The 23,515-nt window shown below is 71.9% G+C and carries 20 protein-coding genes and 1 tRNA gene; 10 read left to right on the top strand and 11 right to left on the bottom strand.

Annotated elements, in window-relative coordinates; translation table 11 throughout:
* Window positions 1-127 precede the first annotated feature (127 nt).
* A complete protein-coding gene (locus tag ABC766_RS01595) occupies window positions 128-2,404 on the top strand; it encodes a TonB-dependent siderophore receptor (RefSeq protein WP_345820806.1) in 2,277 nt (758 codons plus the stop codon).
* 117 nt (window positions 2,405-2,521) lie between these two features.
* On the opposite strand, the gene ABC766_RS01600 is transcribed toward ABC766_RS01595, so the two are convergent.
* From ABC766_RS01600 to ABC766_RS01635, 8 genes are all read right to left on the bottom strand, one after another.
* Window positions 2,522-4,063: an ABC transporter permease gene (locus tag ABC766_RS01600; RefSeq protein WP_345820807.1), complete on the bottom strand. Its 1,542-nt coding sequence runs from the start codon at window positions 4,061-4,063 to the stop codon at window positions 2,522-2,524.
* Complete coding sequence (locus ABC766_RS01605; RefSeq protein ID WP_345820810.1) at window positions 4,063-4,743, bottom strand: ATP-binding cassette domain-containing protein; 681 nt, start codon at window positions 4,741-4,743, stop codon at window positions 4,063-4,065. Before ABC766_RS01605 ends, ABC766_RS01600 begins: the two co-directional genes overlap by 1 nt.
* Before the next feature lie 5 nt (window positions 4,744-4,748).
* Window positions 4,749-5,675 carry a putative selenate ABC transporter substrate-binding protein gene (locus tag ABC766_RS01610; protein WP_345820813.1) on the bottom strand — a complete coding sequence of 309 codons (927 nt, stop codon included), beginning with the start codon at window positions 5,673-5,675 and terminating at the stop codon, window positions 4,749-4,751.
* Between the two features lie 177 nt (window positions 5,676-5,852).
* Window positions 5,853-7,178 carry an adenylate/guanylate cyclase domain-containing protein gene (locus tag ABC766_RS01615; protein WP_043389442.1) on the bottom strand — a complete coding sequence of 442 codons (1,326 nt, stop codon included), beginning with the start codon at window positions 7,176-7,178 and terminating at the stop codon, window positions 5,853-5,855.
* Window positions 7,178-8,602, bottom strand: coding sequence for a GTPase HflX (gene hflX / locus ABC766_RS01620; protein ID WP_043389440.1), 1,425 nt, complete (start codon window positions 8,600-8,602; stop codon window positions 7,178-7,180). The genes ABC766_RS01615 and hflX overlap by 1 nt, the downstream gene beginning before the upstream one ends.
* 279 nt (window positions 8,603-8,881) lie before the next feature.
* The gene (gene hfq / locus ABC766_RS01625; protein ID WP_007563033.1) at window positions 8,882-9,133 is read right to left on the bottom strand and encodes an RNA chaperone Hfq; all 252 of its coding nucleotides are present in this window, start codon (window positions 9,131-9,133) and stop codon (window positions 8,882-8,884) included.
* A 200-nt stretch (window positions 9,134-9,333) separates the two neighbouring features.
* Window positions 9,334-10,698, bottom strand: a complete 1,365-nt coding sequence (locus tag ABC766_RS01630; protein WP_012318476.1) for a sigma-54-dependent transcriptional regulator — start codon at window positions 10,696-10,698, stop codon at window positions 9,334-9,336.
* Window positions 10,695-13,028, bottom strand: coding sequence for an ATP-binding protein (locus ABC766_RS01635; RefSeq protein WP_420845367.1), 2,334 nt, complete (start codon window positions 13,026-13,028; stop codon window positions 10,695-10,697). Before ABC766_RS01635 ends, ABC766_RS01630 begins: the two co-directional genes overlap by 4 nt.
* 437 nt (window positions 13,029-13,465) lie before the next feature.
* Between ABC766_RS01635 and ABC766_RS01640 the strand changes: the two genes are divergently transcribed.
* The 3 genes from ABC766_RS01640 to ABC766_RS01650 all read left to right on the top strand — a co-directional run bounded on the left by ABC766_RS01640 (window position 13,466) and on the right by ABC766_RS01650 (window position 15,241).
* Window positions 13,466-14,527, top strand: a complete 1,062-nt coding sequence (locus ABC766_RS01640) for an oxidoreductase (protein WP_287091187.1) — start codon at window positions 13,466-13,468, stop codon at window positions 14,525-14,527.
* Between the two features lie 138 nt (window positions 14,528-14,665).
* Window positions 14,666-14,758 (top strand) — tRNA-Sec (locus ABC766_RS01645).
* Between the two features lie 210 nt (window positions 14,759-14,968).
* Complete coding sequence (locus ABC766_RS01650) at window positions 14,969-15,241, top strand: hypothetical protein (RefSeq protein WP_345820841.1); 273 nt, start codon at window positions 14,969-14,971, stop codon at window positions 15,239-15,241.
* A 25-nt stretch (window positions 15,242-15,266) separates the two neighbouring features.
* On the opposite strand, the gene ABC766_RS01655 is transcribed toward ABC766_RS01650, so the two are convergent.
* Window positions 15,267-15,671, bottom strand: a complete 405-nt coding sequence (locus ABC766_RS01655) for a hypothetical protein (protein WP_345820843.1) — start codon at window positions 15,669-15,671, stop codon at window positions 15,267-15,269.
* Window positions 15,672-15,840: 169 nt separating this feature from the next.
* Between ABC766_RS01655 and ABC766_RS01660 the strand changes: the two genes are divergently transcribed.
* Window positions 15,841-16,077, top strand: a complete 237-nt coding sequence (locus ABC766_RS01660; protein ID WP_043356667.1) for a DUF4170 domain-containing protein — start codon at window positions 15,841-15,843, stop codon at window positions 16,075-16,077.
* 169 nt (window positions 16,078-16,246) lie between these two features.
* Window positions 16,247-17,191 (top strand): ribose-phosphate pyrophosphokinase, encoded by a 945-nt coding sequence (locus tag ABC766_RS01665; RefSeq protein ID WP_043356665.1) that lies wholly within the window; start codon window positions 16,247-16,249, stop codon window positions 17,189-17,191.
* Between the two features lie 24 nt (window positions 17,192-17,215).
* On the opposite strand, the gene glgX is transcribed toward ABC766_RS01665, so the two are convergent.
* Both glgX and ABC766_RS01675 read right to left on the bottom strand, forming a co-directional pair.
* A complete protein-coding gene (glgX, locus tag ABC766_RS01670) occupies window positions 17,216-19,336 on the bottom strand; it encodes a glycogen debranching protein GlgX (RefSeq protein ID WP_345820847.1) in 2,121 nt (706 codons plus the stop codon).
* 54 nt (window positions 19,337-19,390) lie between these two features.
* Window positions 19,391-20,812 (bottom strand): alpha,alpha-trehalose-phosphate synthase (UDP-forming), encoded by a 1,422-nt coding sequence (locus ABC766_RS01675; protein WP_043389425.1) that lies wholly within the window; start codon window positions 20,810-20,812, stop codon window positions 19,391-19,393.
* A 392-nt stretch (window positions 20,813-21,204) separates the two neighbouring features.
* Here ABC766_RS01675 and ABC766_RS01680 point away from each other — a divergent pair, with 392 nt between their 5' ends.
* The 4 genes from ABC766_RS01680 to ABC766_RS01695 all read left to right on the top strand — a co-directional run bounded on the left by ABC766_RS01680 (window position 21,205) and on the right by ABC766_RS01695 (window position 23,457).
* Window positions 21,205-21,726, top strand: coding sequence for a hypothetical protein (locus ABC766_RS01680; protein ID WP_043352818.1), 522 nt, complete (start codon window positions 21,205-21,207; stop codon window positions 21,724-21,726).
* Between the two features lie 4 nt (window positions 21,727-21,730).
* Entirely contained in the window at window positions 21,731-22,144 is a 414-nt protein-coding gene (locus tag ABC766_RS01685) for a phage holin family protein (RefSeq protein ID WP_043389422.1), read from the top strand.
* A gap of 5 nt (window positions 22,145-22,149) precedes the next feature.
* Entirely contained in the window at window positions 22,150-22,521 is a 372-nt protein-coding gene (locus ABC766_RS01690; protein WP_170861816.1) for a DUF3618 domain-containing protein, read from the top strand.
* A 105-nt stretch (window positions 22,522-22,626) separates the two neighbouring features.
* Complete coding sequence (locus tag ABC766_RS01695; protein WP_345820849.1) at window positions 22,627-23,457, top strand: hypothetical protein; 831 nt, start codon at window positions 22,627-22,629, stop codon at window positions 23,455-23,457.
* The last annotated feature ends 58 nt before the right edge of the window (window positions 23,458-23,515 follow it).

The following is a 23,515-nucleotide window of genomic DNA, read 5'->3' on the forward strand; positions in this document are numbered from 1 at the left end:
AGTCCGGGGCTGGAAAGATCAAGTATTACAGTAGTTTATCACGATTCTAAACAGCGCGGCCGACACGTCGGGGGCGAATCCGGCGAATGCGGTCGGCTGCCCGCAGCGTCGCATCCGGCAAGAGATCATGAGAGCCGCCCACCCCCTCCCCGGCGCCACGGGCATCGTCCGGCGCGTCACCCTGCGCACCCTCCTCGCCGGCGCTTCCCTGGCCGTCCTGGCGCAGGCCGCGCCGGGCCCGGCCCGTGCGCAGGATGCGGGGCCGCGCCGCGGTGCCGCCGCGGCGCCGGCCGGCAGCAGCGTGCAGCTCGAGGAGCTCAGCGTGGAGAGCCAGGGCGGCGGCGGGCCGGCCTCCGCGGTCCGCGCCGGGGCGCCCGCGCGCGCCGTGGAGAGCCCGACCGGCCCGATCGACGGCTACGTGGCCCGGCGCTCGGCCACCGCCACCAAGACCAACACCCCGCTGATCGAGACCCCGCAATCGATCACCGTCGTGGGCCGCCAGCAGATCGACACGCAGAACGCCCAGACCCTGCAGCAGGCGACCCAGTACGTGGCCGGCACCTATGCGGGCACCTTCGGCGCGGATTCGCGCCTCGACTATTTCCAGCTGCGCGGCTTCGTGGCGAGCGATTACGGCCTCTACCGCGACGGCCTGCAGCTCCTGAACTACGGATTCGCGTATTACCGGGTCAACACCTACGGGCTGGAGCGCGTCGAGGTGCTGCGCGGCCCCGCCGCGGTGCTGTTCGGCGCCGGCAATCCCGGCGGCCTGATCAACCAGGTCACCAAGCGCCCGACCGAGACGCCGTTCGGCTCCATCGAGGTCGGCGGCGGCTCCTTCGACCAGCGCTACGCCGCCTTCGACGTCGGCGGCCCGGCGGATCGGGAGGGCCACTGGTTCACCCGCCTGACCGGCTACGCCCGCAACGGCGGCACCCAGGTCCAGGGGGCGCCGGACGACAGCTACTACATCGCCCCGGCCTTCACCTATAAGCCGGACGGCGCGACCCGGCTCACGATCCTGTCGAGCTTCCAGCGCGACAACTCCGCCGTGACCTCGAACTTCCTGCCCTATTACGGGACGGTGAAGCCGACCGCGCTGGGCCTGCGCATCCCGCGCGCGCTCAACGTCGGCGATGCCGGCTTCAACACCTTCCGGCGCGACCAAGCCTTCATCGGCTACGAGTTCGAGCACGCCTTCGACGAGACCTGGACGGTCCGCCAGAACGCCCGCTACGCCTTCGCGGAGAGCTACCAGAACTCCTATATCGGCCAGCTCGGCTACGCCGATCCGCAGCAGACGCAGCTCGCCCGCTACCTGTTCCGGGACCACGCCAAGGTCGCCCAGCTCGACGTCGACACCCAGGCCGAGGCGCAGTTCTCCGACGGCTTCTTCCGGCACGACTTCCTGATGGGCGTGGAGTACCGGAACTTCCAGATCCACGACAACCAGGCCTCGGGCTTCCCGGCCCCGAACCTGAACATCCTCGCGCCGGTCTACGGTCCGCAGACGGTCTCCGCCTCGCCGTACCTGATCAACGCCGACTCGTTCCAGCAGGTCGGGCTCTACGTCCAGGACCAGATCAAGCTCACGCCGGAGCTGAGCCTGATCCTCGGCGGCCGGCAGGACTTCGTCGACAACCGGGTCTACGACCGCCTGACCCCCGCCAACAGCAACGGCCGCAACGACAGCGCCTTCACCTACCGGGCGGCGGCGATCTACAACTTCGACTTCGGCCTCGCGCCGTACGTGATGTACTCGACCTCGTTCCAGCCGCTGATCGGCACGGACATCAACAGCCAGACCTTCAAGCCGGAGACGGGCGACCAGATCGAGGGCGGCGTCAAGTTCGAGCCGCCGGGCCAGGGCTACTTCCTGACCTTCGCGGGCTTCGACATCCACCGCAACAACGTGCTGACGCCGAACCCGGCGAACACGCTGTTCCAGAGCCAGCTCGGCGCGGTGCGCTCCACCGGCTTCGAGGCGCAGCTGGTGGCCAACCTGTTCGACGGCCTCAACGTCGTCGGCTCCTTCACGGTCTTCGGGATCAACACCGTGCGGGGCACCGTCGACCAGCTCGGGCGCGTGCCGGTCAACACCCCCGAAAACCTCGCCAACCTGTTCTTCGACTACACGATTCCGACCGGCGACTGGCGCGGCTTCGGCTTCGGCGGCGGCGTGCGCTACATCGGCCGCTCCTTCGCCGACGTCGGCAACACCCTGCGCCTGCCGGACTACGTGCTGTTCGACGCGCAGGTGCACTACGATTACGAGAACTGGCGCTTCCAGGTGAACGCCACGAACCTCGCCGACCGGCGCTTCGTCTCCTCCTGCCAGGCGCAGAATTCCTGCTTCTACGGCGATGCCCGGCGGGTGCTGGCGAAGATCAGCTACAAGTGGTGAGGCGGGGCGCCCGGGTTTCACGGTCCCGGTCCGGCGCAGGCTCCGGGCGACCCGGGTTCGGTTCGCGCCGCGGATCGCCGGCCGGCGCCCCGTCCGGGCCGGCGTCACCGATCCCGCTCAGGTCGGCTCCGCCCCGGTGATCGGCTGCGGCCCGGAGAGCCGGGTCGGCAGGGCGTCGATCCGCAGGGACCGGCGCAGGGCCCGGGAGAGGGCGTCGACCGCCACCGTCACCAGGGCGGTGGCGGCGATCAGCACCACGGCCACGTCGAGGCGCAGCTCCGAGATCGCCGCGTCGACGTAGAAGCCCAGCGTCGTGACACCCAGGATGCCGAAGATCGCGCTCTCCCGCAGGATCAGCTCCCAGCGGTAGAGCAGGTAGGCCAGGAACTGGCCGTAGAGGCGCGGCACGGTCTCGTAGGCGTAGAGATCGAGGCCCCGGGGCGCGTCGGCCCGGTAGGGGATCGCGTCGGCGTGGCGGCCCATCAGGTAGGCGACGATCCCGGCATTGTGCAGCGAAAGCGCCAGGATCGCCGGCAGCATCGAGGGGCCCAGGAGCTGCAGGCCGAGATAGGCGAGCACGTATTCCGGCGTGGAGCGCACCACCACCAGAAGCACCCGCCCGAGGGGCCGCCCGACCGGGCCGGCGAAGCGCCGCGCGGTCAGCGGGAACAGGACCAGCGCCCCGAGGGCGGTGGCCACCAGCGCGATCTGCGCCAGGATCAGGGTCTGCGCGGTGCCGGGCAGGACCTGCCCGGCGAGGATCGGGCGCAGCCAGGACCAGAGCCGGACCCAGGTCTCGGGCTCGGCGAGGGCGGCGTCCCGGAGCGGCGCCGGCACGATGTCGTGGCCGAGGAAGCGCGCGAGGCTCGGGCCGATCGCCGCGCTGCCGACGGTGGGCGGCAGCGCCAGCACGGATCCGACGAGCAGGAGAGGCAGCGTCCGGGCCCGCACCCAGAGCCGCCGCGTGCCGATCAGCGCGTAGAAGATCAGGAGCAGCGCCCCGGCTTCCGCATAGCGGCCCTGGCGGAAGGCGGATTCGAAGGCAAAGCCCATGGTCGGCAGGCCGATGAAGCCGAGCACGAGGCTGGAGCGCAGGCCGCATTCCAGGCGATAGAGGGTGTAGTCGCGCATCCGCCCGGCCACCTCGGGCAGGCGGGCGTACAGGAAGGCCGAGACCGTGCCGGTGCCCGCGGGCAGGACCCGGACGGCCGCGAGGTCGGCCTCCTCGATCAGCTCGGCATAGACCTTGGCGCAGATCCCCGCATAGGGCAGCGCGATGGCGAGCACGCCGGTGGTCGCCGAGAGCCCGAAGACCTGCATCAGCAGCAGGGCCCAGAACAGCTCGTGGACGGCGCGGACGCCCGCGCAGGCGAGCCGGACCGTGCGCGAGCGGGCGAAGGGGATCGCCAGCAGCAGCCCCGTCCCGGCGCCGAGCCCGACCCCGAGCATCGCGAAGGCGACGGTGTAGACGACGCTCCAGCCCTCCACCGCGGGGAAATCGGGCCGGATCAGGCCGCCGAGGAGGCGGGCGAGGTCGGCCAAGGGGTGGAGCGTCGTGACCTGCAGGTCCGCCACCAGCAGGCCGGCGAGCGCCGCGGCCAGGAACCAGCGGCTCACCGCCGCGTAGCCGGGCCGCGGCAGGAAGGCGGGGCTGCGCATCAGGCGGCCGCGTAGAACGGGCTGAGCCGCGCCGGATCGAGGCCCGCCGACGGGGCGTCGAGGACGATCCGGCCGGCCTCCAGCACCACGATCCGGTCGGTCTGGGCGAGGGCCAGGGCCACGTCGTGCAGCGCCAGGATCAGGGTCTCGTGGCCGCGGGCCAGCTCGGTGAGGATCCGCGCGCCCTGCTGGCGGTCGAGCGCCGAGACCGGCTCGTCCCCGACCAGGATCGGCCGGCCGTTGTAGAGGGCGCGGGCCACGGAGACGCGCTGCTGCTGGCCGCCGGAGAGTTCGCCGGCCCGGGCCCAGAGCCGGTCCGCGAGCCCGACCCGGTCGAGGACCGCTTCCACCGCGGCGACGTCCGCCCGGGCCGGCCGGACCAGGGTGCGCAGGTTGTGCAGGGTCGAGCGCCGGTCGAGGCGGCCCATATAGACATTGTGGAACACCGAGAGCGGCCGCACGAGGGCGGCGGCCTGGGGCACCAGCGCCACCTGCTCGGGCGCCTGGGCGTGGATCAGGCCGATCAGGGTCGACTTGCCGGCCCCGGAGCGGCCCATCAGCGCGACGCGCTCCCCCGCCCGCACGGTCAGGTCGAGGCCCGAAAGCACCGGACGCCCGCCATAGGATGCGGAGGCGTTCCGGAGGACGATGGCCGCCCGGGCTTGCGCGCCGCCCGCCACGGACGTCAGTCCAGCAGGCCGGTGGAGCGTCCGACCGCGACGAGGGGCTCGTAGGCGGCGTTGGTCACGGGGATGAACTTCGAGCGCCCGAACGGCTCCAGGATCGCCGGGTCGGTGATGCCGACGAGTGCCCCCCGCAGCCTCTCGGTAAAGCCGGCGCCGTAGGTCTGCTCCACGTCGCCCCGCACGGTCCACTGGTAGTCGGGGAAGGCCGGGCTCTCCCAGATCACCGAGACCGCCTGTCGGTCGACCTTGCCGGCCTTCGCGTCGAGGTCCCAGACCGAGTAGTCGACGGCGCCCACCGCGAAGGCGCCGGACTGGACCAGCTGGATGGTGCGGCTGTGATCCCCCGAGAAGCCGACCCGGGCAAAGACCTGCTCGGGGCTCTGCCCCGGGAAGGCCTGCCGGATGAAATACTCGGGCATCAGCCGCCCGGAGGTCGAGGCGCGGGCGCCGAACGTGAAGGTCTTGCCCGCGATGTCCTTCGGGAAGGCCTTGTCGGGCTTCAGCCCCGTGGCGGCGTTGGCGATGAGGTAGGTCTTGAACGCCGCGTCCTCGGCGCCCTGCGCGATCGCCTGGGCGCCCGGCACGGCCTTGCGCGCCTGGACGCCCGTGAAGCCGCCGAACCACGCGAGCTGCACCTGCCCGTTGGTGAAGGCGGTGACCGCCGCCGGGTAGCTCTTCACCGGGATGTAGCGCACCGGCACGCCGAGCTTGGCCTCCAGATAGGCGGCGACCTTGCCGAAGCGCTCGACCAGGCGGCTCTCGTCCTGATCGGGGATGCCGGTGAACACGAGGGGCGGGAGCGCCTTCGGGGCTGCCGTCTCCTGCGCCCGCACCGGCACGGCGCCGGCCAGGGCCGCCAGGGCTCCCAGGGCGAGCCGCCCCAACCATCCCGATTCCCGCTTCGATCCCCGCTTCGATCCCAGCATCGTTTCCTCGTGGCACCGTGCCCACGCACGGTGGGCTGACAATCCGGCGGACGTAGCAGAAGACGCCCGGCCCGCCAGCCACAATCCGCGCGCTTCCGGCGCCCTGCGGCGTCGGAAGCGGCCGGGCGAGACCGAATGCGATCGGCGTGCCGCAGTCCCGGTCGTGCCCGGGCCGCCTCAGGCGCCCGGCGCCACCGTGATCGCCGCCAGGGTGAGGGGCTCCGGCAGGGCGGCGTCCGGCACCGGCACGGCCCGGATCCCGGCCGGGAGCACGCCGCCGAGCAGATCCAGAAAATCCCCCGAGGCGGCGAGCTCGATCTCGGCCGCCTTGGCCCGGGTCTCGATCCGCGCCAGGGCGTTCATCGCCGGACCCAGCACCGTGTACTCGGCCCGCACCCCGTCGTCGAAGACCCCGACCAAGAGGTCGCCCGCGTGCAGGGCAACCACGACCCGCAGGGGGAACAGCCCCTCCCGGGCGCGGGACGCGTTGAGGGCGGCGATCCGGTCGCGGATCGACAGGGCGCAGGCAAGCGCCGCCCGGGCCTGGGCGTCGGGGTGGCCGACGACGAACTGCACCAGCACCGCGTCGCCGATATACTTGTCGACGAGGCCGCCCTGCTCCGCCACCGCCGCCTGGGCGGCCGCCCGGACCGCCAGCAGGGCCGTGACCATGGCCTCCGGCGGATGCTCGCGGGAGAGCCGCGAGAAGCCGCGGATGTCGAGGATCATCAGGCAGGCGTGGCGCCGGTGGATGCCGAGGCCGGAATCCCCGTCCTCGGCGGCGAGATCGAGGGCGACCGTGTCGGGCACGAAGCGGGCGAGCTGGGCCCGCTCGTGCTCCATGCGCAGGGCCCGCGCCACCGCCGCGCGCAGGCGGATCATGCCGTCGACCACCAGGAGGCCCGCCGCCATGAAGGTGGCGAGCCCGGTGAGCTGCGCGGTCGGAAACGTCTCGGCGTTCGGGAACAGGTCCGGATGCAGCAGCCCGACCAGGAAGGCCGCGCTCCAGCAGAGGGTGACCACGCCGCAGAACAGCAGGGTCTGCGCCACCCGCATGCTCAGGCCGGTCTGGAGCAGGAGCAGGAAGGCGGGCAGGCGGCTCACCGCGTCGGCGCCGAGACCGGCCCCGCCGCCGGCCAGCATGTGCTCGATGATCACGTAGACGGCGAGACCGGCGTTGAGCCCGGTGCCGGCCCAGCTGTAGACGTTGGCCGCGGGGCCGCCGCCCCGCTCCCGGAGACCGAACCAGACCGTGCCGAGGCCGTAGAAGCCGAGGATGAGCCAGTGGCTCAGGGCATGCAGCGAGCCGTCATAGGCCTGGGCCGCCATCAGCAGCACCAGCACGATCACGATCCGCAGGCCGAGCAGGCGCAGGCCGCCGCCGGCCTGCATGGCCCGCAGCACCGCCTCGTCGTCCGATCCCGGATCCGCCCGGCCCGCCGCCGGCGCCCGCATGGTCTGCAGGCCGGGAAGCGGTGGATTGCCGAAGCTGCCGGAGGCCATCAACCGCCCCGGCCGAGGCGCCGGGCCGCCGCGAAGCGGTTGAGGAAGCGCGGCTCCTTCTCGGGGGCGATCCGGACCGCGAGATGCAGGGTGCCGTCGGCCTCCGACCGGCGGTCGAGGATCTCGGCGTTCTCGTACAGCCAGTTGAGCGCCGCCCCGTCCTCCGGCGGCAGCGCCACCGCGAAGCTCGCGCGGTTGCGCCCGATCCGCGCCTCGATCCGGGCCGTCAGGGCGGCGAGCCCCTCCCCGGTGACCGCCGAGACCAGGACCGGCGCGGCGCTGTCGCGGTCGTTGCGGGCCTTGGCCTGGCCGCTGAGGTTCAGGAGCCGCGTGCGCTCGTCGTCGTCGAGGAGATCGGCCTTGTTCCAGACCTCGATGATCCGGTCCGCCGTGGTCTCGATGCCGAGCTCCCGCAGCACCTCGCCGACATCCTCGGCCTGGGCCTCGGAATCGACGTGGCTGACGTCGCGCACGTGCAGCAGCACGTCGGCCTCGATGGCGTCCTCCAGCGTCGCCCGGAAGGCGGCGATCAGGGGCGTCGGCAGGTCGGAGATGAAGCCCACCGTGTCGGACAGGATCACGGTCTCGCCGTGGGGCAGCTTGGTCGCCCGGGCGGTGGGATCGAGGGTGGCGAACAGCATGTCCTTGGCGGTGACCTCGGCTCGGGTCAAGGCGTTGAACAGGCTGGATTTTCCGGCGTTGGTATAGCCCACGAGCGCCACGATCGGATACGGAACCCGCGCCCGGCTCTGTCGATGCAGGCCGCGGGTGCGGACCACCGCGTCGAGGTCGCGCTCGATCCGGGTCATGCGCTCCTGGATCATGCGCCGGTCGGCCTCGATCTGGGTCTCGCCGGGGCCGCCCAGGAAGCCGAAGCCGCCGCGCTGGCGCTCCAGGTGGGTCCAGGACCGGACAAGGCGCGACTTCTGGTAGGCGAGGTGGGCGTGCTCGACCTGAAGGGTTCCCTCGCGCGTCGAGGCGCGGCGCCCGAAGATCTCCAGGATCAGCCCGGTGCGGTCGATGACCTTGGCGCCCCAGGCCTTCTCCAGGTTGCGCTGCTGCACCGGCGACAGGGCGCAGTCCATCACCACGAGGCCGATCTCCCGGGCGCGGATCAGGCCGGCGATCTCCTCGACCCGGCCCTTGCCGAGATAGGTCGAGGGCCGGATCCGCGGCAGGCTGACGGCGAGGCTCTCGACCACGTCGAGTTCGATGGCCGCGGCGAGGCCGGTGGCCTCGTCGAGGCGGGCCTCCACGGAGCGGGACGGCGCGGCGGCCCCCTGCCCGCCCCCCTGCCCGGCCCCCGAGGCGCCGCGGGCCAGATAGGGGCCGATCACCAGGGTGTGGGTCGCCGCGGCGATCTCGCCCTCGGGGGCGGCCTGCGCCTGGAGGCGGGCTTCGCCGGACGTCAGCGTCTCGCTCATGCAGCCTTTGTGACCGCCGGGAGGCCGGCGGCTTCGTTGGAGAGGTCGGATCCGACAGAATGGGGATGCGGGCGACCTCAGCCAAGATGCCGGGTCAATATGCCGGGCCGGGGCGGTGGCGGATATCCGCGACGGCATCGGGAACCAGGCCGCGCGGCGGCATCGGTCCGGAGGCCGCCCTCGCCCCGCGCGACAGCCCCGGACCGGTCCCAGCTTCGGCAGCGGCCTCGGTCGGTCCGATCCGCCGGCCTCGCCCCGGGCGCCCGGGGCGACGAGCCCTCACGCCTTCTCGGCGGTCTCGTCCGGCTCGAACAGCTGCACCGGATGGCCCGGCATGATCGTGGAGATCGCGTGCTTGTAGACCAGCTGCGAATGCCCGTCCCGGCGCAGCAGCACGCAGAAATTGTCGAACCACGTCACGACGCCCTGCAGCTTGACGCCGTTGACGAGGAAGATGGTCAGGGGGATCTTGTTCTTGCGGACATGGTTGAGAAACGTGTCCTGAAGGTTCTGTGCGCGTTCGCCCGCCATCTTCTTAGCCTTCTTGTTGTCCCGGATCGCTCCGTCCGGGATGAGTCGTATGCCGCCGGCCGGATCGTCCGAACACCCGGTCCAGGGCCCATGTATACAAATACCATGACGCCGTGAAAGCGTGGGCGCAAGCAACCCCCGTTCCAGCCGATCCGTGACGGATCGGCCCCGCCCTCAACGCGCGCCCCGGCTCCGGAGCCTCACGGGCCGATGCCCAGGGACTTCAGCTTGCGGTGCAGGGCCGAGCGCTCCATGCCGATGAATTCGGCGGTGCGCGAGATGTTGCCCGAGAACCGCGCGATCTGCGCCACGAGGTATTCCCGCTCGAAGATCTCCCGGGCCTCCCGGAGCGCGAGGCTCATCAGCTTCTCGCCGCCCGCGCCCCCCGGGGTGGTCGGCACCAGGGCGCCGATCTCGGAGGGCAGCATCTCGGAGGTGACCTCCTGCTCCGGGTCGGCCTGGGTCAGGATCATCAGCCGCTCGACGTTGTTCTTGAGCTGGCGGACGTTGCCGGGCCAGTTGTGCGACTGCAGCACCGCCATGGCGTCCTCGGCGATCCGGCGCTTGGGCAGGCCGGTCTGGGACGAGATGTTGTCCATGAAGAACTGGATCAGCTCGGGCACGTCCTCCCGGCGCTCCGACAGGGCCGGCACCCGGATCGGCACCACCGAGAGGCGGTGGAACAGGTCCTCGCGGAAGCGGCCCGCCGCGATCTCCTCCTGGAGGTCCCGGGAGGAGGACGAGATGATCCGCACGTCGACGTGGACCCGGGTCGTGCCGCCGACCCGCTGGAAGTTCTGGTCGACGAGCACGCGCAGGATCCGGTTCTGGGTCTCCCGCGGCATGTCGGCGACCTCGTCGAGGTAGAGGGTGCCGCCATGGGCCTCCTCCAGGGCGCCGACCCGGCGGCCGCTCTCGCCCTCGACCCCGAATAGCTCCGCCTCCATGGTCTCGGGCAGGATCGCCGCCGCGTTGAGCAGCACGAAGGGGCCGTTCGCCCGGGCCGAGGCCTTGTGCAGGCTGCGCGCGGCGAGTTCCTTGCCGGAGCCCAAGGCCCCGGTGATCATCACCCGGGCGTTGGTCGGCGCCACCCGGTCGAGGGTCTGGCGCAGCTGGTTGATGGCCAGCGACGTGCCGACGATCCGGTTGGTGGCGCCGGAGCGCGCCGTCAGGTCGCGGACCTCGCGCCGGAGCCGGGAGGCTTCCAGCGCCCGCTCGGCCACGAGGATCAGCCGGTCGGCCTTGAACGGCTTCTCGATGAAGTCGTAGGCGCCCGCCTTGATGGCCGAGACCGCGGTCTCGATGTTGCCGTGGCCCGAGATCATCACCACCGGCAGGTCGGGATTGGCGGCCTTGATCAGGTCGAGCACCTGCAGGCCGTCGAGCCGCGAGCCCTGCAGCCAGATGTCGAGGAAGACGAGGTGCGGCCGGCGCGCCTCGATGGCGGCCAGCGCCTCGTCCGAGCCGCCGGCCGTGCGGCAGCGGTGGCCCTCGTCGTCCAGGATCCCGGCCACGAGGTCGCGGATGTCGGCCTCGTCGTCGACGATCAGGATATCGGCGCTCATGCGTGCATCTCCGCGATCCGGGGGGCCGTCGGTGCGGCGCCCTTCTCCTCTGTCGTGACGGGACTCGTCTCGGGGGTCTTGGTGTCGGGACCCGCGCCGGACGGTTCGGGCCCGTGCTCGCGCGGGACCCGCATCCGCACCTGGCCGCCGCGGCCGGCGGGATTGTCGTTCAGCTCGATCCCGCCGCCGTGCTCCTCCAGCACCTTGCTGACGATGGCAAGCCCCAGCCCGGTGCCGCCCTCGCGGGTGGTCATGTAGGGCTCGAGGAGCCGCTGGCGCCCCTCGGCGGGAAATCCCTTGCCGTTGTCGGTGACGGCGATCACCGCGAAGCCGTCCTCGACGGCGAGGCTCAAGGCGATCTTGCCCTTGCCGAGCTCGGCCTCCGGCACCTCGGCCACGGCCTCGACGGCGTTCTTGAGGATGTTGGTGATCACCTGGCTGAGCAGCCTGATGTCGAAGGCCGCCACGATCTTTTCGGATCCCCCGGCGCCGCTCTGGGCCGAGAAGGCGAAGTCGATATCCGGATGCGCGACCCGCATCATGAACAGGTTCTGCTTGGCGATCTCGGTGAGGTCGTTCGGCGCGATCGCGGGCTTGGGCATCCGCGCGAAGGCCGAGAACTCGTCGACCATGCGCTTGATCTCGTCCACCTGGCGCACGATCGTGGCGGTGCACTGGTCGAACACCTCCTTGTCGGCGGTGATGACCTTCCCGTACTTGCGCCGGATCCGCTCGGCCGAGAGCTGGATCGGGGTCAGCGGGTTCTTGATCTCGTGGGCGATGCGGCGCGCCACGTCGCCCCAGGCGGAGCTGCGCTGCGCCTGGACGAGGTCGGTGATGTCGTCCAGCGTCACCACCGAGCCCCGGGACGCGCCCTGCGCCTGCTCGCTCGTGACCCGCACCGTGATGGTGCGCTCGCCCCGGGAGCGCGTGAGCTGGATCTGCTGCTGCTGCAGGCTGCGCGAGCGCGCCTCGCTCTCGGCGAGCACGGGGGCGAGTTCGGGCACCGCGCGGGCCAGCGGCTGGCCGACCAGGGCGTCGCTCGGCAGATCGAGCATCCGCTCGGCGGCCGGGTTGGCGATGGTGACGAAGCCCGCCGCGTCGAGGCCGATCACCCCGGGCGAGACCCCCGACAGCACGGCCTCGGTGAACCGGCGGCGGGTGTCGATCAGGTCGCTCGCCGCGATCAGGCCGGCATGCTGGCGGCGCAGCTCCTGGGTCATCTTGTTGAAGCTCTCGCCGAGATGGGCGAGGTCGCCGCTGGTCTTCTTGGTCGGCACCTGGGCGTAGAAGTTGCCCGATGCCACCTGGTCGGCGGCGTTGATCAGCCGCCGGATCGGCGCCACGAACCGGTTGGCGAAGTTCATCCCGAACCAGACGGCCGAGAGCAGCGCGATCAGCGCGATCAGCAGGAACACCGACGCGAAGGTGATCTGGATCGAGCGGCGCAGCGAATCGTAGGTGAGATACTCGGCCGCCGCCGCCCGGGACACGCCGGGGAACTCGATGGCGAGCTGGCTCACCTCCCGCTGCACCATCAGCACGGCGTCGTCGTAGGCCGGCATGCGCAGCAGCGCGGCGAAGACCCGGCCCTCGGTGGGCAGGAGGCAGATCGGGTCGGCCGAGTTGGCCGCGTCCTCGAAGGCCGCCGCCGAGGGCAGGCGGTTCGTCTTCAGGACGTCGATCTTGGCCCGGGCCACCACCTCGGTGGGGCCGCGCATGATCTGCGCCACCGGCAGGCCGAGATTGGTCGCCCGGGTGGTCAGGAAGGTCTGGAACCAGTCCCGGTTCACGTCGAAATTCGGCCGGGCGCGGGTCAGGTCGTCGGCGAGGATGCGGATCTCCCGGGCGAGGCTCTGGCACTGGTTCTCCTGGTAGGCGTCGGCCACCTCCACGGATTTCAGCACCACGTCGCGGACCCGGTCGGTGAAGCCCAGCGACAGGCCCCGGTCGATCGTCACGGACGCCACCACGGCGAGCAGGATCGTCGGCAGGATCGCGATCAGGCTGAACAGGCCGACGATGCGGGTGTGCAGCCGCGCCACCGCGGCGTTGGCCTTGCGGGCGTGCAGGAAGACCCGCGCCTCCCAGGCGATGATGACCGCCAGCCCGAGCACCAGGGCGGCGTTGATGGCGAGCAGGGTCACGCCGTAGGCCGGCGTCGGCGTCACCCGGATCACCCCGGCCAGGATCAGGAAGGTCGCCAGCGCCGAGACCAGGGCGGTGACCACCATGGCCGCGCCGATCCAGCCCGGACCGCGCGGGCCGGGCTGCAGGGATTCCGCCAGGGGCGTCCCGGACGGCGGGGGCGCGTCCGAACCCGCGGGCATACCCGCGTCCCGCTGGTCCGCGGCCTGCTGGCCAACGACTTCAGCCGCCTCTTGAGTCGCCCCTCGAGCCACGTCTTGGCCAGCCCCGTCGCCGGCCCTCTCGGGTGCCGGCGTGGAGCCTTCCTCTGTCCGTGGGCGTCTCAGGAACGGCATGACTGGTGCAGGGCCACAACAGTGTGGCGGAATTAATACGAATCCGGGCTTCCGGGCGGCGGATCGGCGGCGCGATCCGTCGCATGCGACCGCCACGACCACAGTCCGGACTGCGGGCCCCGGTCCCGGTGGCCGCCCGCGTCCTCCGGAGCGCGGCGCGCGGCCGGTCCAGCCACGCGCGGACTGCGGGGTGTAGGGTGGCGCGCTGGGACCGGCGGTGCCGGGGGGGCCAGAAGTCGGGTGCGGCGGGTCTCGGCGTCGCCCCGGAGAGCCGGGGGCGCGGCATGCAGGCAGGGCAACGGATCAGGGTCGGTCTGATCGGCTACGGCTATTCCGGCCGGACCTTCCATGCCCCGCTCATCGGCGCCGTGGCGGAACTCGACCTCCGGCTGGTCGGCTCGAGCGCGCCCGCCCGGGTCCGGGCCGATCTGCCCGACGTGAGGGTGTCGGCGGATCCGGTCGCGGTGGCCACGGCGGAGGCCGTCGACCTCGTCGTGATCGCCACCCCGAACGACACCCACGCGCCCCTGGCGCGGGCCGCCCTGGCGGCGGGCAAGCACGTCGTGGTCGACAAGCCCTTCACCCTCGACCTCGCCGAGGCGCGCGGGCTGGCCGCCGCGGCGCGGCGCGGGGGCCGGCTGCTGCGCGTCTTCCACAACCGGCGCTGGGACAGCGACTATCTCAGCGTCCGCCAAGCCGTCGCGGAGGGGCGCATCGGCCGCGTCCGGCACTTCGAATCGCACTTCGACCGGTTCCGTCCGGAGGTCCGCGACCGCTGGCGGGAGGGGCCCGGCCCGGGCAGCGGGATCTGGTACGATCTCGGTCCGCATCTCGTGGACCAGGCGCTCCAGCTCTTCGGTCTGCCCGATCGGGTGAGCGCGCATCTGGCGCGGCTCCGCCCCGGCGCGCAGGCCGACGATTGGGCCCATGCGGTGCTGGACTATCCGGGCCTGCGCGTGGTGCTGCATGCCAGCATGCTGGCCGCCGGCGGATCGCCCCGCTTCCTGGTGCACGGCGAGGCCGGCAGCCTGATCAAACACCGTCCCGACATCCAGGAGCAGCAGCTGCTGGCCGGCGTGAAGCCGGGAGCCGCCGGCTGGGGCGCGGATCCGGACGGGCTGGAGATCCACGACGCGACCGGGCGGGTGGCGCGCACACCGGCGCTGGCCGGCGACCAGCGCGCATTCTACCGCGCCGTGGCCGGGGCGATCGCCCGCAGCCCGGTCGACCAGACCGAGGCGCTGGAGGCCGTGCGGGTGATGGCCTGCCTCGAGGCGGCGCTCATGTCGGCGCGAACCGGGACCTCGGTCGGCCTGACGCGCGCGCCGGACGAGCGGGATCCCTGACCCGCAGCCCCCGACCCGCGACCCCGACCCCGGCCCGCGACCCCGGCCCGCGACCTTTGCGCGCTGGCCCGCCGCCACGCCCGCCTGCCGGCATCCTGGACCTTGACCCGTCCGGCGGCGGCCCGTAACCCCGGTGGCGGAGGCGAACGGGGTCTGGTGGCCCTCCTGGTCTTCAAAACCAGCGGTACGCCAACAGCGTACGGTGGGTTCGATTCCCATCCGCTTCCGCCATTCTTCAGACTGCCTCAACCGACAAATCAGTGTTCGCCTGTATCCAGGCGACACGCGCCGAAAATTTGGCAATACTGATCTGTCGGAACTGTGGGGGTGCCGGTTCGTTTCCCGCGACCGATCCCGTGCTGGTGTCCCCGTGAAGAACCGTTCCGCCGCCACCGTCCCGTTCCCGCCGGCCCCGGCCGGCCGTGCGCGCTGAGGCCGGCCATGCTGAACAGACTCGTGACGCTCCTGCCCTCCGGCGCCCGTGAGGCGCTGCGGACCCTCGCGGCGCGCATGCCGGCACATCTGCCGGCGCGCATGCCGGCAGATGTGCCGGTGCGCCAGCCGGCGCCGCAATCCGCGATCCTGCCGGATTTCGACACGCGGCCCGCTGCGATGACGCCGCTGCTTCCCCCCGCCGCCATCAACGACAATCCGCTCCAGGCCGTCCACGAGGCGGTCGAACGGGACCTGCGCGCCAGCGGCCACCTGCGCTGAGGCCGGACCGAGAGGCCCGTCGGGGTCAGCGCTTGGCCGGCGCGGGCGTCTCGGGAATCGTCCCGGGCGCGATCCAGTGGCAGGCCGTGGTGCCGCGCACGCCGGCACAATCGTAGCTCTGGCCGCCCAGGGGCACCTTGTCGACGATGCCGGTGAATTCCGTGCGCGCCAGCGCCGAGCAGCCGAGATGGTCCGCCTTGGGATCGGCCAGATGCGCCGCGGCCGCCGCCGCGCCGTCGCGCATCAGCATCCGGTAATTGGCGAGCGACGGGCAGCCGATCACCGGTGCCCCGCCCCGCCGGTCGGGGGCGCTCCTGTCGGAGCCGGCGGCGCGGGGCGCCCGGGGCGCCTGCTGCGCCAGAACCTGCGCCGCGCTGAGGCTGACGGTCACCGCGACGGGGACGAGGAGAGCGAGAGGTCGGCGTGTCATGGTCCGCTCGTAGCATGACGCATCCGAGGTTGCGCATCCGGCGCGGCGCCGCGCCCGGAACCCGGCCGCCGCGCAGACCTGCGGCGGGTTCAGGGCTCGGCTGCGACCATGCAGGCTTGACCGGAGGCCCGCCATTTGCGAGCGCCGCGGAGAAGCGTGAGGAGAGGCCATGGCGACGGCGATCGACAGCGACCAGAAGCTGCACCTGGTCTTCGGTGGTGAATTGCAGGATCTCGACGGGGTCCGGTTCCGGGACATCAAGGGCCTCGACATCGTCGGCATCTTCCCGGACTACGCCTCCGCCCAGGCCGCGTGGCGGGCCAAGGCCCAGGCCACCGTCGACAGCGCGCAGACGCGCTATTTCGTGGTGCACCTGCACCGCCTGCTGGAGCCGCCGGCTCCCTGAGCGCCGCCGCACTACCTGTCGGCGGCGCGTGCTGGGCGGCCGTGAAGGCATTGTGACAGTTCCTGCCCGCTGCTAAGAGCCTCGCCCGTCATCGGATCGTTCCGGCTCCTCGGGAGACCGGTCTGGACAAGAGCGGCGGTAAGGTCCGGCCGCGAGTGAGCGGCCGCCCATGAAATCCTCGATCAAGATCATCGCCGGGAATGCCAGCCGGCCCCTGGCCGAGGCGATCGCGGCCTATCTCGAACTGCCGCTGGCCAAGTGCATGGTCCGGCGCTTCGCCGACATGGAGATCTTCGTCGAGCTTCAGGAGAACGTGCGCGGCGAGGACGTGTTCATCGTCCAGTCGACCTCGTTCCCGGCGAACGACCACCTGATGGAACTGCTGATCATGATCGACGCCGCGCGCCGATCCTCGGCCCGGCGCATCACGGCGGTGATCCCGTATTTCGGCTATGCGCGGCAGGACCGGCGCACCTCCGGCCGCACGCCGATCTCGGCCAAGCTGGTGGCGAACCTCATCACCGAGGCGGGCGCCGACCGCGTCCTGACCCTCGATCTCCATGCCGGCCAGATCCAGGGCTTCTTCGACATCCCCACCGACAACCTGTTCGCCGCCCCCGTGATGGTGCGCGACATCAAGGAGCGGCTGCCGGGCGACAACCGCATGGTGGTCTCGCCCGACGTCGGCGGCGTGGTGCGGGCGCGGGCCATCGCCAAGCGGATCGACTGCCCGCTGGCCATCGTCGACAAGCGCCGCGAGCGCCCGGGCGAGTCCGAGGTGATGAACATCATCGGCGAGGTCGAGGGCCGCTCCTGCATCCTCGTGGACGACATCGTCGATTCGGGCGGCACCCTGGTCAACGCCGCCGAGGCCCTGCTCAATGCCGGCGCCAAGGACGTCTCGGCCTACATCACCCACGGCGTGCTGTCGGGCGGCGCGGTCTCGCGCATCGCCGCCTCGCGGATGAAGGAGCTGGTGATCACCGACTCGATCCAGCCGACGCAGGCCGTCAAGCTCGCCCGCAACATCCGCGTGGCCACCATCGCGCCGCTGCTGGGCGAGGCGATCGGGCGCACGGCGACGGAATCCAGCGTCTCCAGCCTGTTCGACTGACGGATCCGCGGGGGGCTCCTGCCCCTAGCGTTCCGGCACCCAGCCGCCCCGGTTTCCGGTCTCCGTCCCCGGCGCGGTGAGCACGAGGACCGTACGGCCCGGCAGCGGCACGGCGGCCCCGGACTCGACGGCCGGCGTGCCGGGCGCGCGGGCGCCCGCGGGCTCGCCGGTGTCGAAGACCGGCGTCCAGGGGCCGCCCACCACCGGGGCGAGGCGGAACGGGACGGCGCCCTCCCCGGCGTTGAACAGCATCAGGAGGCGGTCGCCCGGATCGCCGTCGTTGCCGATCTGCATGCCGAACACCTGGAGCCCGTCGTCGGACCAGTGGCGGCCCTCCATCTCGGTGCCCTCGGGGGAGAGCCAGTGCACGTCGCGCAGGGGCTCGTCGGGGTCGATCAGCGCGCCGGTGAAGAAGCGCCGCCGCCGCAGGGCCGGCTGGGCCCGGCGCAGGGCCAGCAGGTTGGCGACGAAATCCGTGAGGGCGGGATCCGGATCGACGCTCCAGTCCATCCAGCTCGTCGGGTTGTCCTGGGCATAGGCGTTGTTGTTGCCGCCCTGGCTGCGGGAGCGCTCGTCGCCCATCAGCAGCATCGGCACGCCCTGGGCCAGCATCATGGTGGCCAGCATGTTGCGCTTCTGGCGGGCGCGTAGAGCCAGGATCGCCGTGTCGTCGGTGTCGCCCTCGACGCCGTAGTTGCGGCTGACGTTGTGGTTATGGCCGTCGCGGTTGTCCTCGCCGTTGGCTTCGTTGTGCTTCTGCTCGTACGCCACCGTGTCGGCCAGGGTGAAGCCGTCGTGGCTGGCGATGAAGTTGACGCTGGCCAGCGGCGAGCGCCGGGACGGGGCGAACACCTCCCGCGAGCCGGTCAGCCCCTGCGTGACCTTGGCGAGCGTGCCGGAATCCCCCTTCCAGAAGCCCCGCGCGGCGTCGCGGAACTTGTCGTTCCACTCGCTCCAGCCGCGCGGATAGCCGCCGAGCTGGTAGCCCCCCTCCCCGATGTCCCAGGGCTCGGCCACCATCTTCACCCGGGCGAGGACCGGATCCTGCGCCACCGCCTGGAAGAAGGCCGCCTGCGGGGTGAAGGCGGAGGGCGCGCGCCCGAGGCTCGAGGCCAGGTCGAAGCGGAAGCCCGCGATGCCGTAGGCGGTGACCCAATGGCGCAGGGAATCCAGCACGAGCTGCATCACCCGCGGATGGCTCGCGTCGAAGGTGTTGCCGCAGCCGGTGCAGTCGATGGTGCGGCGCGGGTCGGCGGGATCGAGCTTGTAGTAGCTGGCGTTGTCGATGCCGCGGAATGACAGGGTCGGGCCGGTGTGGTCCCCCTCGGCGGTGTGGTTGTAGACCACGTCGAGCCAGGTCTCGATCCCGGCGGCGTTCAGCTCCCGGATCGCCGCCTTCAGGCCGCCCAAGCCGCCCTCCCCCAGGTAGCGCGGCTCCGGGGCGAAGTAGCCCAGGGGCTGATACCCCCAGAAATTGACGAGCCCCTTCTCCACCAGGAAGCGGTCGTCCGCGAAGGCCTGGATCGGCAGCAGCTCCAGGGCGGTGACGCCGAGCCTGACGAGGTGCGCGATGATCGCCGGATGGGCGAGGGCCGCGTAGGTGCCCCGCTCCGCCTCGGGGATGTCGGGATGGGTGCGGGTCAGCGCCTTGACGTGCGCCTCGTACACCACCGTCTCGGCCAGCGGCCGCCGCACCGGCGTGAGGGCCAGATCGGGCACCTCCGGGGCGGTGACCACGCATTTCGGCATGTAGACCGCGCTGTCGCGCCGGTCGATCCGGTCCTCGCGCCCGCCCCGGCGATGGCTGTAGAGCGCATCGTGCCAGCGGATCCGGCCGCGGATCTCCCGGGCGTAGGGGTCGAGGACGAGCTTCGAGGCGTTGAACCGGTGGCCGGACGCCGGATCCCAGGGGCCATGCACCCGGTAGCCGTAGAGCTGGCCCGGCAGTACGCCGCGCAGGTAGCCGTGCCAGACGTCGTCGGTCCGGCAGGGCAACCGCACCGTGCGGGTCTCGTGCCGCTCCCCCGCCTCGAACAGGCAGACATCGACCGCGGTGGCGTGCTCGGAAAAGAGGGCGAAGTTGACGCCGCGCCCGTCGAAATGGGCGCCGAGCGGCGCCGGCACCCCGTCATCGACGGCGATCATGTGGGGCGTCCGGTCACACGGGGGGCTGCAGGCGGAATCAGCGGGCTGCGCCGGCTATTCGGCGGCCGCGGCAGCGGTGGGGGCCTCGCGCTCCATGGTGCGGAAATTCTCGAGCTCCGCCAGGAAGTTGCGCGCCCACCAATCGACGTCCTCGCGGGTCATGCGCTCGACCATCGGCTTCCAGCGCGCCACACGCTCGGCCTTCGGCATGTAGAGCGCGGCCCGGATCGCCTCCGCCACCTCGAACCGGTCGTAGGGGTTGATCAGCAGCGCCTCGGGCAATTGCCGGGCGGCGCCGGCGAATTTCGACAGGACCAGAACCCCCGGATCGTCCTCGGACTGGGCGACCACGTATTCCTTGGCGACGAGGTTCATGCCGTCGCGCATCGGCGTGACGAGGCCGACCCGGGCCGCCCGGTAGAGGCCCGCGAGCACCGGGCGCGGATAGGCCTTGGTGATGTACTGGATCGGCGTCCAGGCCGGGTCGCCCAGCGAGCCGTTGATCTCGCCGACCTTCTCGTTCACGTCGCGCGAGAGCTGCTCGTATTCGGGCACCTCGCTGCGGGATTTCGGCGTGATCTGGATGTAGGTGACGTTGCCGCGCTGGTCGGGGTTCGAGGCGAAGAAGCTCTCCACCGCCTCCATCCGCTCGGGCACGCCCTTGGAATAATCGAGCCGGTCGACGCCGATCAGCAGCTTGCGGGTGCGCAGGCCCGCGATGGTCTCGCGCACGACCTTGTTGGCGTTGGCCTTCTCGGCCGCCTCCTTGAAGCCCGCGACGTCGATGCCGATCGGGAAGGCGCGGATCCGCGTGCGGCGGCCATCCACCATCAGCGAGCCGCCGCCCAGCGGGATCGCCCGCTGGGTATCGACGAGGTTGCGCTGCAGGTTCTGCACGTCCGCCTCGGTCTGCAGGCCGATCAGGTCGTAATCGACGATGGCACGCAGCAGCTCGCCGCTCGCCGGCAGCGAGTTGAACACGTCGGCGGCGGGCCAGGGGATATGGTGGAAGTAGCCGATCGGGTTGTCGAGCCCGAGGCCGCGCAACTCGGCGGCGAGCGGCAGCAGGTGGTAATCGTGCACCCAGATGATGTCGTCGGGCTCCACCAGCTTGGCGAGCGCCCGCGCGAAGGTCCGGTTCACACGGCTGTAGCCGGCATAATCCGAGCGCGAGAAGGCGCCGAGCCCCAGCCGGTAATGCATGATCGGCCACAGGGCGCGGTTCGCGAAGCCGGCGTAATATTCGAGGTGGTCCTGCGGCGAGAGGTCGACGACCGCGTACTGGACCCGGCCCCGGTCGATCAGCGTCGGCTCCTCGGAGGGCTCCTCGGAGATGGTGCCGCTCCAGCCGAACCAGAGCCCCTCATAGGCCGTGAAGGCCTCCTTGACCGCGACGGCGAGGCCGCCCGCCGCCACCGCCTTGCCGCCCTCTTCCGGGATGGCGACGCGGTTCGATACGATCACAAGGCGTGCCACGCGGGTCGGCTCCGGATCAGGGGCGCGGCCGGCCGCGCCTGCATCGAGACTTCACTAATATGTCAGAACGCGCGGGGGGCCTGCGCGATCCTTTGTTGCTTGTCAGGCAACCCAAGCGTGAAGCCGGGCGCGGGTCAAGTCGAGGCCCTACCGTTCCGGGACAGGGGGGCCGCTCCGTCCCGATCGGGCGCGTTGTGCAAGCGTGGCGGTTCTGGCAGATCGTGCCTGAACGTGGAGTGAGCGGTGCCGCCCGTCCCGTCGGAGCCCGTGCGCAGATCGGAACTGTGCACCGGGACCGGAACCCGTGACAGCCGAGTCGGTTACTCAGCCATCGCGGGGCTCGCGGTCGCCGCGAGCGGCTCCGTACCCGCGCCGCGAGGAGTATTTTCGAGATGGCCGGCAACGAGTTACCGCAGGGCGCCCCCGTGGACCCGGTTGCGGATCCGCACGGCGCGGCGCCGCACACCGCCGCGGAGGAGCGTGCCCAGTGGCGCGCCTTGCAGGGCGATGTCGAGGGGCTGGCCGACGTGGCGGCCGAACGCGGCCGCGGGCTGCTCGACGCGGCCCGGCTGCAGGCCCAGACCTATGTCGAGCAACGCAAGAGCGATGCGGCCCAGTCGGTCCACGATCTGGCCCAGACGATCCGCAATTCCGGCCGCGACCTCGGCGACAAGCCGAACGTGCGCGCCTTCTTCGACAGCGCTGCCGACGGGCTGGAGCAGCTCGGCTCCTCCATCGAGCGCCGCAGCCTCGGCGACTTCTACAGCGAGGCCGAGGCTTTCGCCCGGCGTGCTCCGGTGGCGGTGGCGGTGGGCACCTTCGTGGCCGGCCTGATCGCCGCCCGCTTCATCAAGTCGTCGAGCCTGCCGCCGGAGGCGCCGGACGGCGATGCCCGCGACAGCTTCCGGGCCTGACGCCATGACCCACGGCTCCGACCCGCGCCAGACCGGCGCCTCCAGCATCCAGAGCCTCATCGGCGACGCCCTGCGGGAGACCAACGAACTCGCCCGCAAGGAGATCGCGCTGTTCCGGGCCGAGATGGCCGGCAACATCCGCCAGCTCATCGTCGGCCTCGCCTGCATGGTCGGCTCGGCGGTGTTCGCCGTGGTCGCCCTACTGGTCCTGATCGGCGCCTTCGTGAAATGGCTCGCCACCATCGTCGGGTCCGAGTGGCTCTCGGCCCTGATCGTCGGCGGCGTGCTGCTGGCCCTCGCCCTCGGGATGGCCCTGTGGGCGCGCAGCGTCCTGTCCCTCTCGACCCTGGCCCCGAAGCGCACCACGCGCCAGGTCCGCCAGGATGCCCAGGCCCTGTCGGAGCGCGTGTCCGGATGAGTACGATGAACGACCTCGAGAAGGAGATCGAGGAGAGCCGCGCCCGGCTCGACGACACGATCGACCGCATCCAGGGGCGGCTCTCGGTGCCGAACCTCGTGGACGAGATGCTGGGCAATGCCCGGCGGGTGCCGGCCCTGAACAGCACCTACGACTCGGCCCTGGAGGCGGTGCGCCGCAACCCGGTGCCGGTGCTGCTGATCGCGGCCGGCGTCGGCCTGCTGTTCAACCGGATGGCGCGCGACGCCCAGCGCCGGCGCACCGAGGTCTCGGCGGAGCGCGTGCCCACCCTGAACACCGGCGCGGCCCGCGGCTACGACCCCGACCTTCCGACCGCGCGCCCGGCCCGCGATCCGCTGGACACGACCGAGATCTGACGACCGGGCGGGGCCCGGACCGAGAAACCTCCCGCGCCCGGCCGGACGGCCGGGCAAACCGGCGCCGAAGGCGGGCTGCCGGGACCGACATTCGAGGACACCGCCATGACCGACAAGCCGGGTACCCCCGCCACCCCCTCCAGCATTCCCGAGCCGCGCCCCGGCGAGGCGCCGCCGCACGGCGCTCGGGACGGGAGCCTGCGGCCCGATCCGGCCGGTCTCGGCGACCCGCGCGGGATCCCCGGCGCGGCGGCGGGAGACTTCACGCTCCGGCCCGACCCCCGCGGGCTGCACGACCCGCTGCCGCACGGCGCCGCGCCCCTCTCGGCCGGCGGCCATTCGAGCGGCGGCGCCACCGGCGCCGCGCGGGTGGACGCCGCCTCCGCCACCGTGAAGGAGGGCGTCCAGGCGGCCGGTGACCGCGCCGCGGACCTCGCCGGACAGGCACGGCAGACGGTGTCGGACTTCGCGGACGATGTCGGCAACCGTCTCGGCGGCGCCGCCGATCAGGCCCGCGACCGCGCGGCGTCCGCCTACGACGAGGTCCGGGAGCGGGCCGGCACGCTGCGCCGGCGCAACATGCGGGCTCTGGACGACCTGACCACCCAGGGTATCGACGGGCTCAACCGCGGCCGCACCGCCGTCGAGCGCTTCGTGGACGACAATCCCCTCCTCGTCGGCGTGGTCGGCGTGGCCGCCGGCCTTCTGCTCGGCGCGCTGCTGCCGCGCACCCGCCAGGAGGATCGGAGCATCGGTCCCTGGGCCGACGAGGTCCGCGACCAGGGCCTGCGCTACGCCCGCGAGGTGACCAGCATCGGCCGCGACTTCGTCCAGACCGCCCTCGATCCGGACAACCTGAACGCGGCCGCCCGCAAGGTGGTGGATCCGGACAGCCACACGCCGCCGGAGGGTGAGCGGAAGGAGCACAATCTCTGATCCGCGTTCCGGATCGGCACCGTCGCGTTACGCCCGCACCGTCATCCCGCCGCGCGCG

Origin of the sequence: Methylobacterium fujisawaense (genome assembly GCF_039619325.1) — a bacterium.
In the GTDB taxonomy this organism is placed as follows: domain Bacteria; phylum Pseudomonadota; class Alphaproteobacteria; order Rhizobiales; family Beijerinckiaceae; genus Methylobacterium; species Methylobacterium fujisawaense.

Bases quoted from the DNA above. Each gene is read 5' to 3' on its own strand.
- ABC766_RS01595 (WP_345820806.1), top strand. From the start codon at position 128: ATGAGAGCCGCCCACCCCCTCCCCGGCGCCACGGGCATCGTCCGGCGC.
- ABC766_RS01600 (WP_345820807.1), bottom strand. From the start codon at position 4,063: ATGCGCAGCCCCGCCTTCCTGCCGCGGCCCGGCTACGCGGCGGTGAGC.
- ABC766_RS01610 (WP_345820813.1), bottom strand. From the start codon at position 5,675: ATGCTGGGATCGAAGCGGGGATCGAAGCGGGAATCGGGATGGTTGGGG.
- ABC766_RS01615 (WP_043389442.1), bottom strand. From the start codon at position 7,178: ATGGCCTCCGGCAGCTTCGGCAATCCACCGCTTCCCGGCCTGCAGACC.
- hflX (WP_043389440.1), bottom strand. From the start codon at position 8,602: ATGAGCGAGACGCTGACGTCCGGCGAAGCCCGCCTCCAGGCGCAGGCC.
- hfq (WP_007563033.1), bottom strand. From the start codon at position 9,133: ATGGCGGGCGAACGCGCACAGAACCTTCAGGACACGTTTCTCAACCAT.
- ABC766_RS01630 (WP_012318476.1), bottom strand. From the start codon at position 10,698: ATGAGCGCCGATATCCTGATCGTCGACGACGAGGCCGACATCCGCGAC.
- ABC766_RS01635 (WP_420845367.1), bottom strand. From the start codon at position 13,028: ATGCCCGCGGGTTCGGACGCGCCCCCGCCGTCCGGGACGCCCCTGGCG.
- ABC766_RS01640 (WP_287091187.1), top strand. From the start codon at position 13,466: ATGCAGGCAGGGCAACGGATCAGGGTCGGTCTGATCGGCTACGGCTAT.
- ABC766_RS01650 (WP_345820841.1), top strand. From the start codon at position 14,969: ATGCTGAACAGACTCGTGACGCTCCTGCCCTCCGGCGCCCGTGAGGCG.
- ABC766_RS01655 (WP_345820843.1), bottom strand. From the start codon at position 15,671: ATGACACGCCGACCTCTCGCTCTCCTCGTCCCCGTCGCGGTGACCGTC.
- ABC766_RS01660 (WP_043356667.1), top strand. From the start codon at position 15,841: ATGGCGACGGCGATCGACAGCGACCAGAAGCTGCACCTGGTCTTCGGT.
- ABC766_RS01665 (WP_043356665.1), top strand. From the start codon at position 16,247: ATGAAATCCTCGATCAAGATCATCGCCGGGAATGCCAGCCGGCCCCTG.
- glgX (WP_345820847.1), bottom strand. From the start codon at position 19,336: ATGATCGCCGTCGATGACGGGGTGCCGGCGCCGCTCGGCGCCCATTTC.
- ABC766_RS01680 (WP_043352818.1), top strand. From the start codon at position 21,205: ATGGCCGGCAACGAGTTACCGCAGGGCGCCCCCGTGGACCCGGTTGCG.
- ABC766_RS01685 (WP_043389422.1), top strand. From the start codon at position 21,731: ATGACCCACGGCTCCGACCCGCGCCAGACCGGCGCCTCCAGCATCCAG.
- ABC766_RS01690 (WP_170861816.1), top strand. From the start codon at position 22,150: ATGAACGACCTCGAGAAGGAGATCGAGGAGAGCCGCGCCCGGCTCGAC.
- ABC766_RS01695 (WP_345820849.1), top strand. From the start codon at position 22,627: ATGACCGACAAGCCGGGTACCCCCGCCACCCCCTCCAGCATTCCCGAG.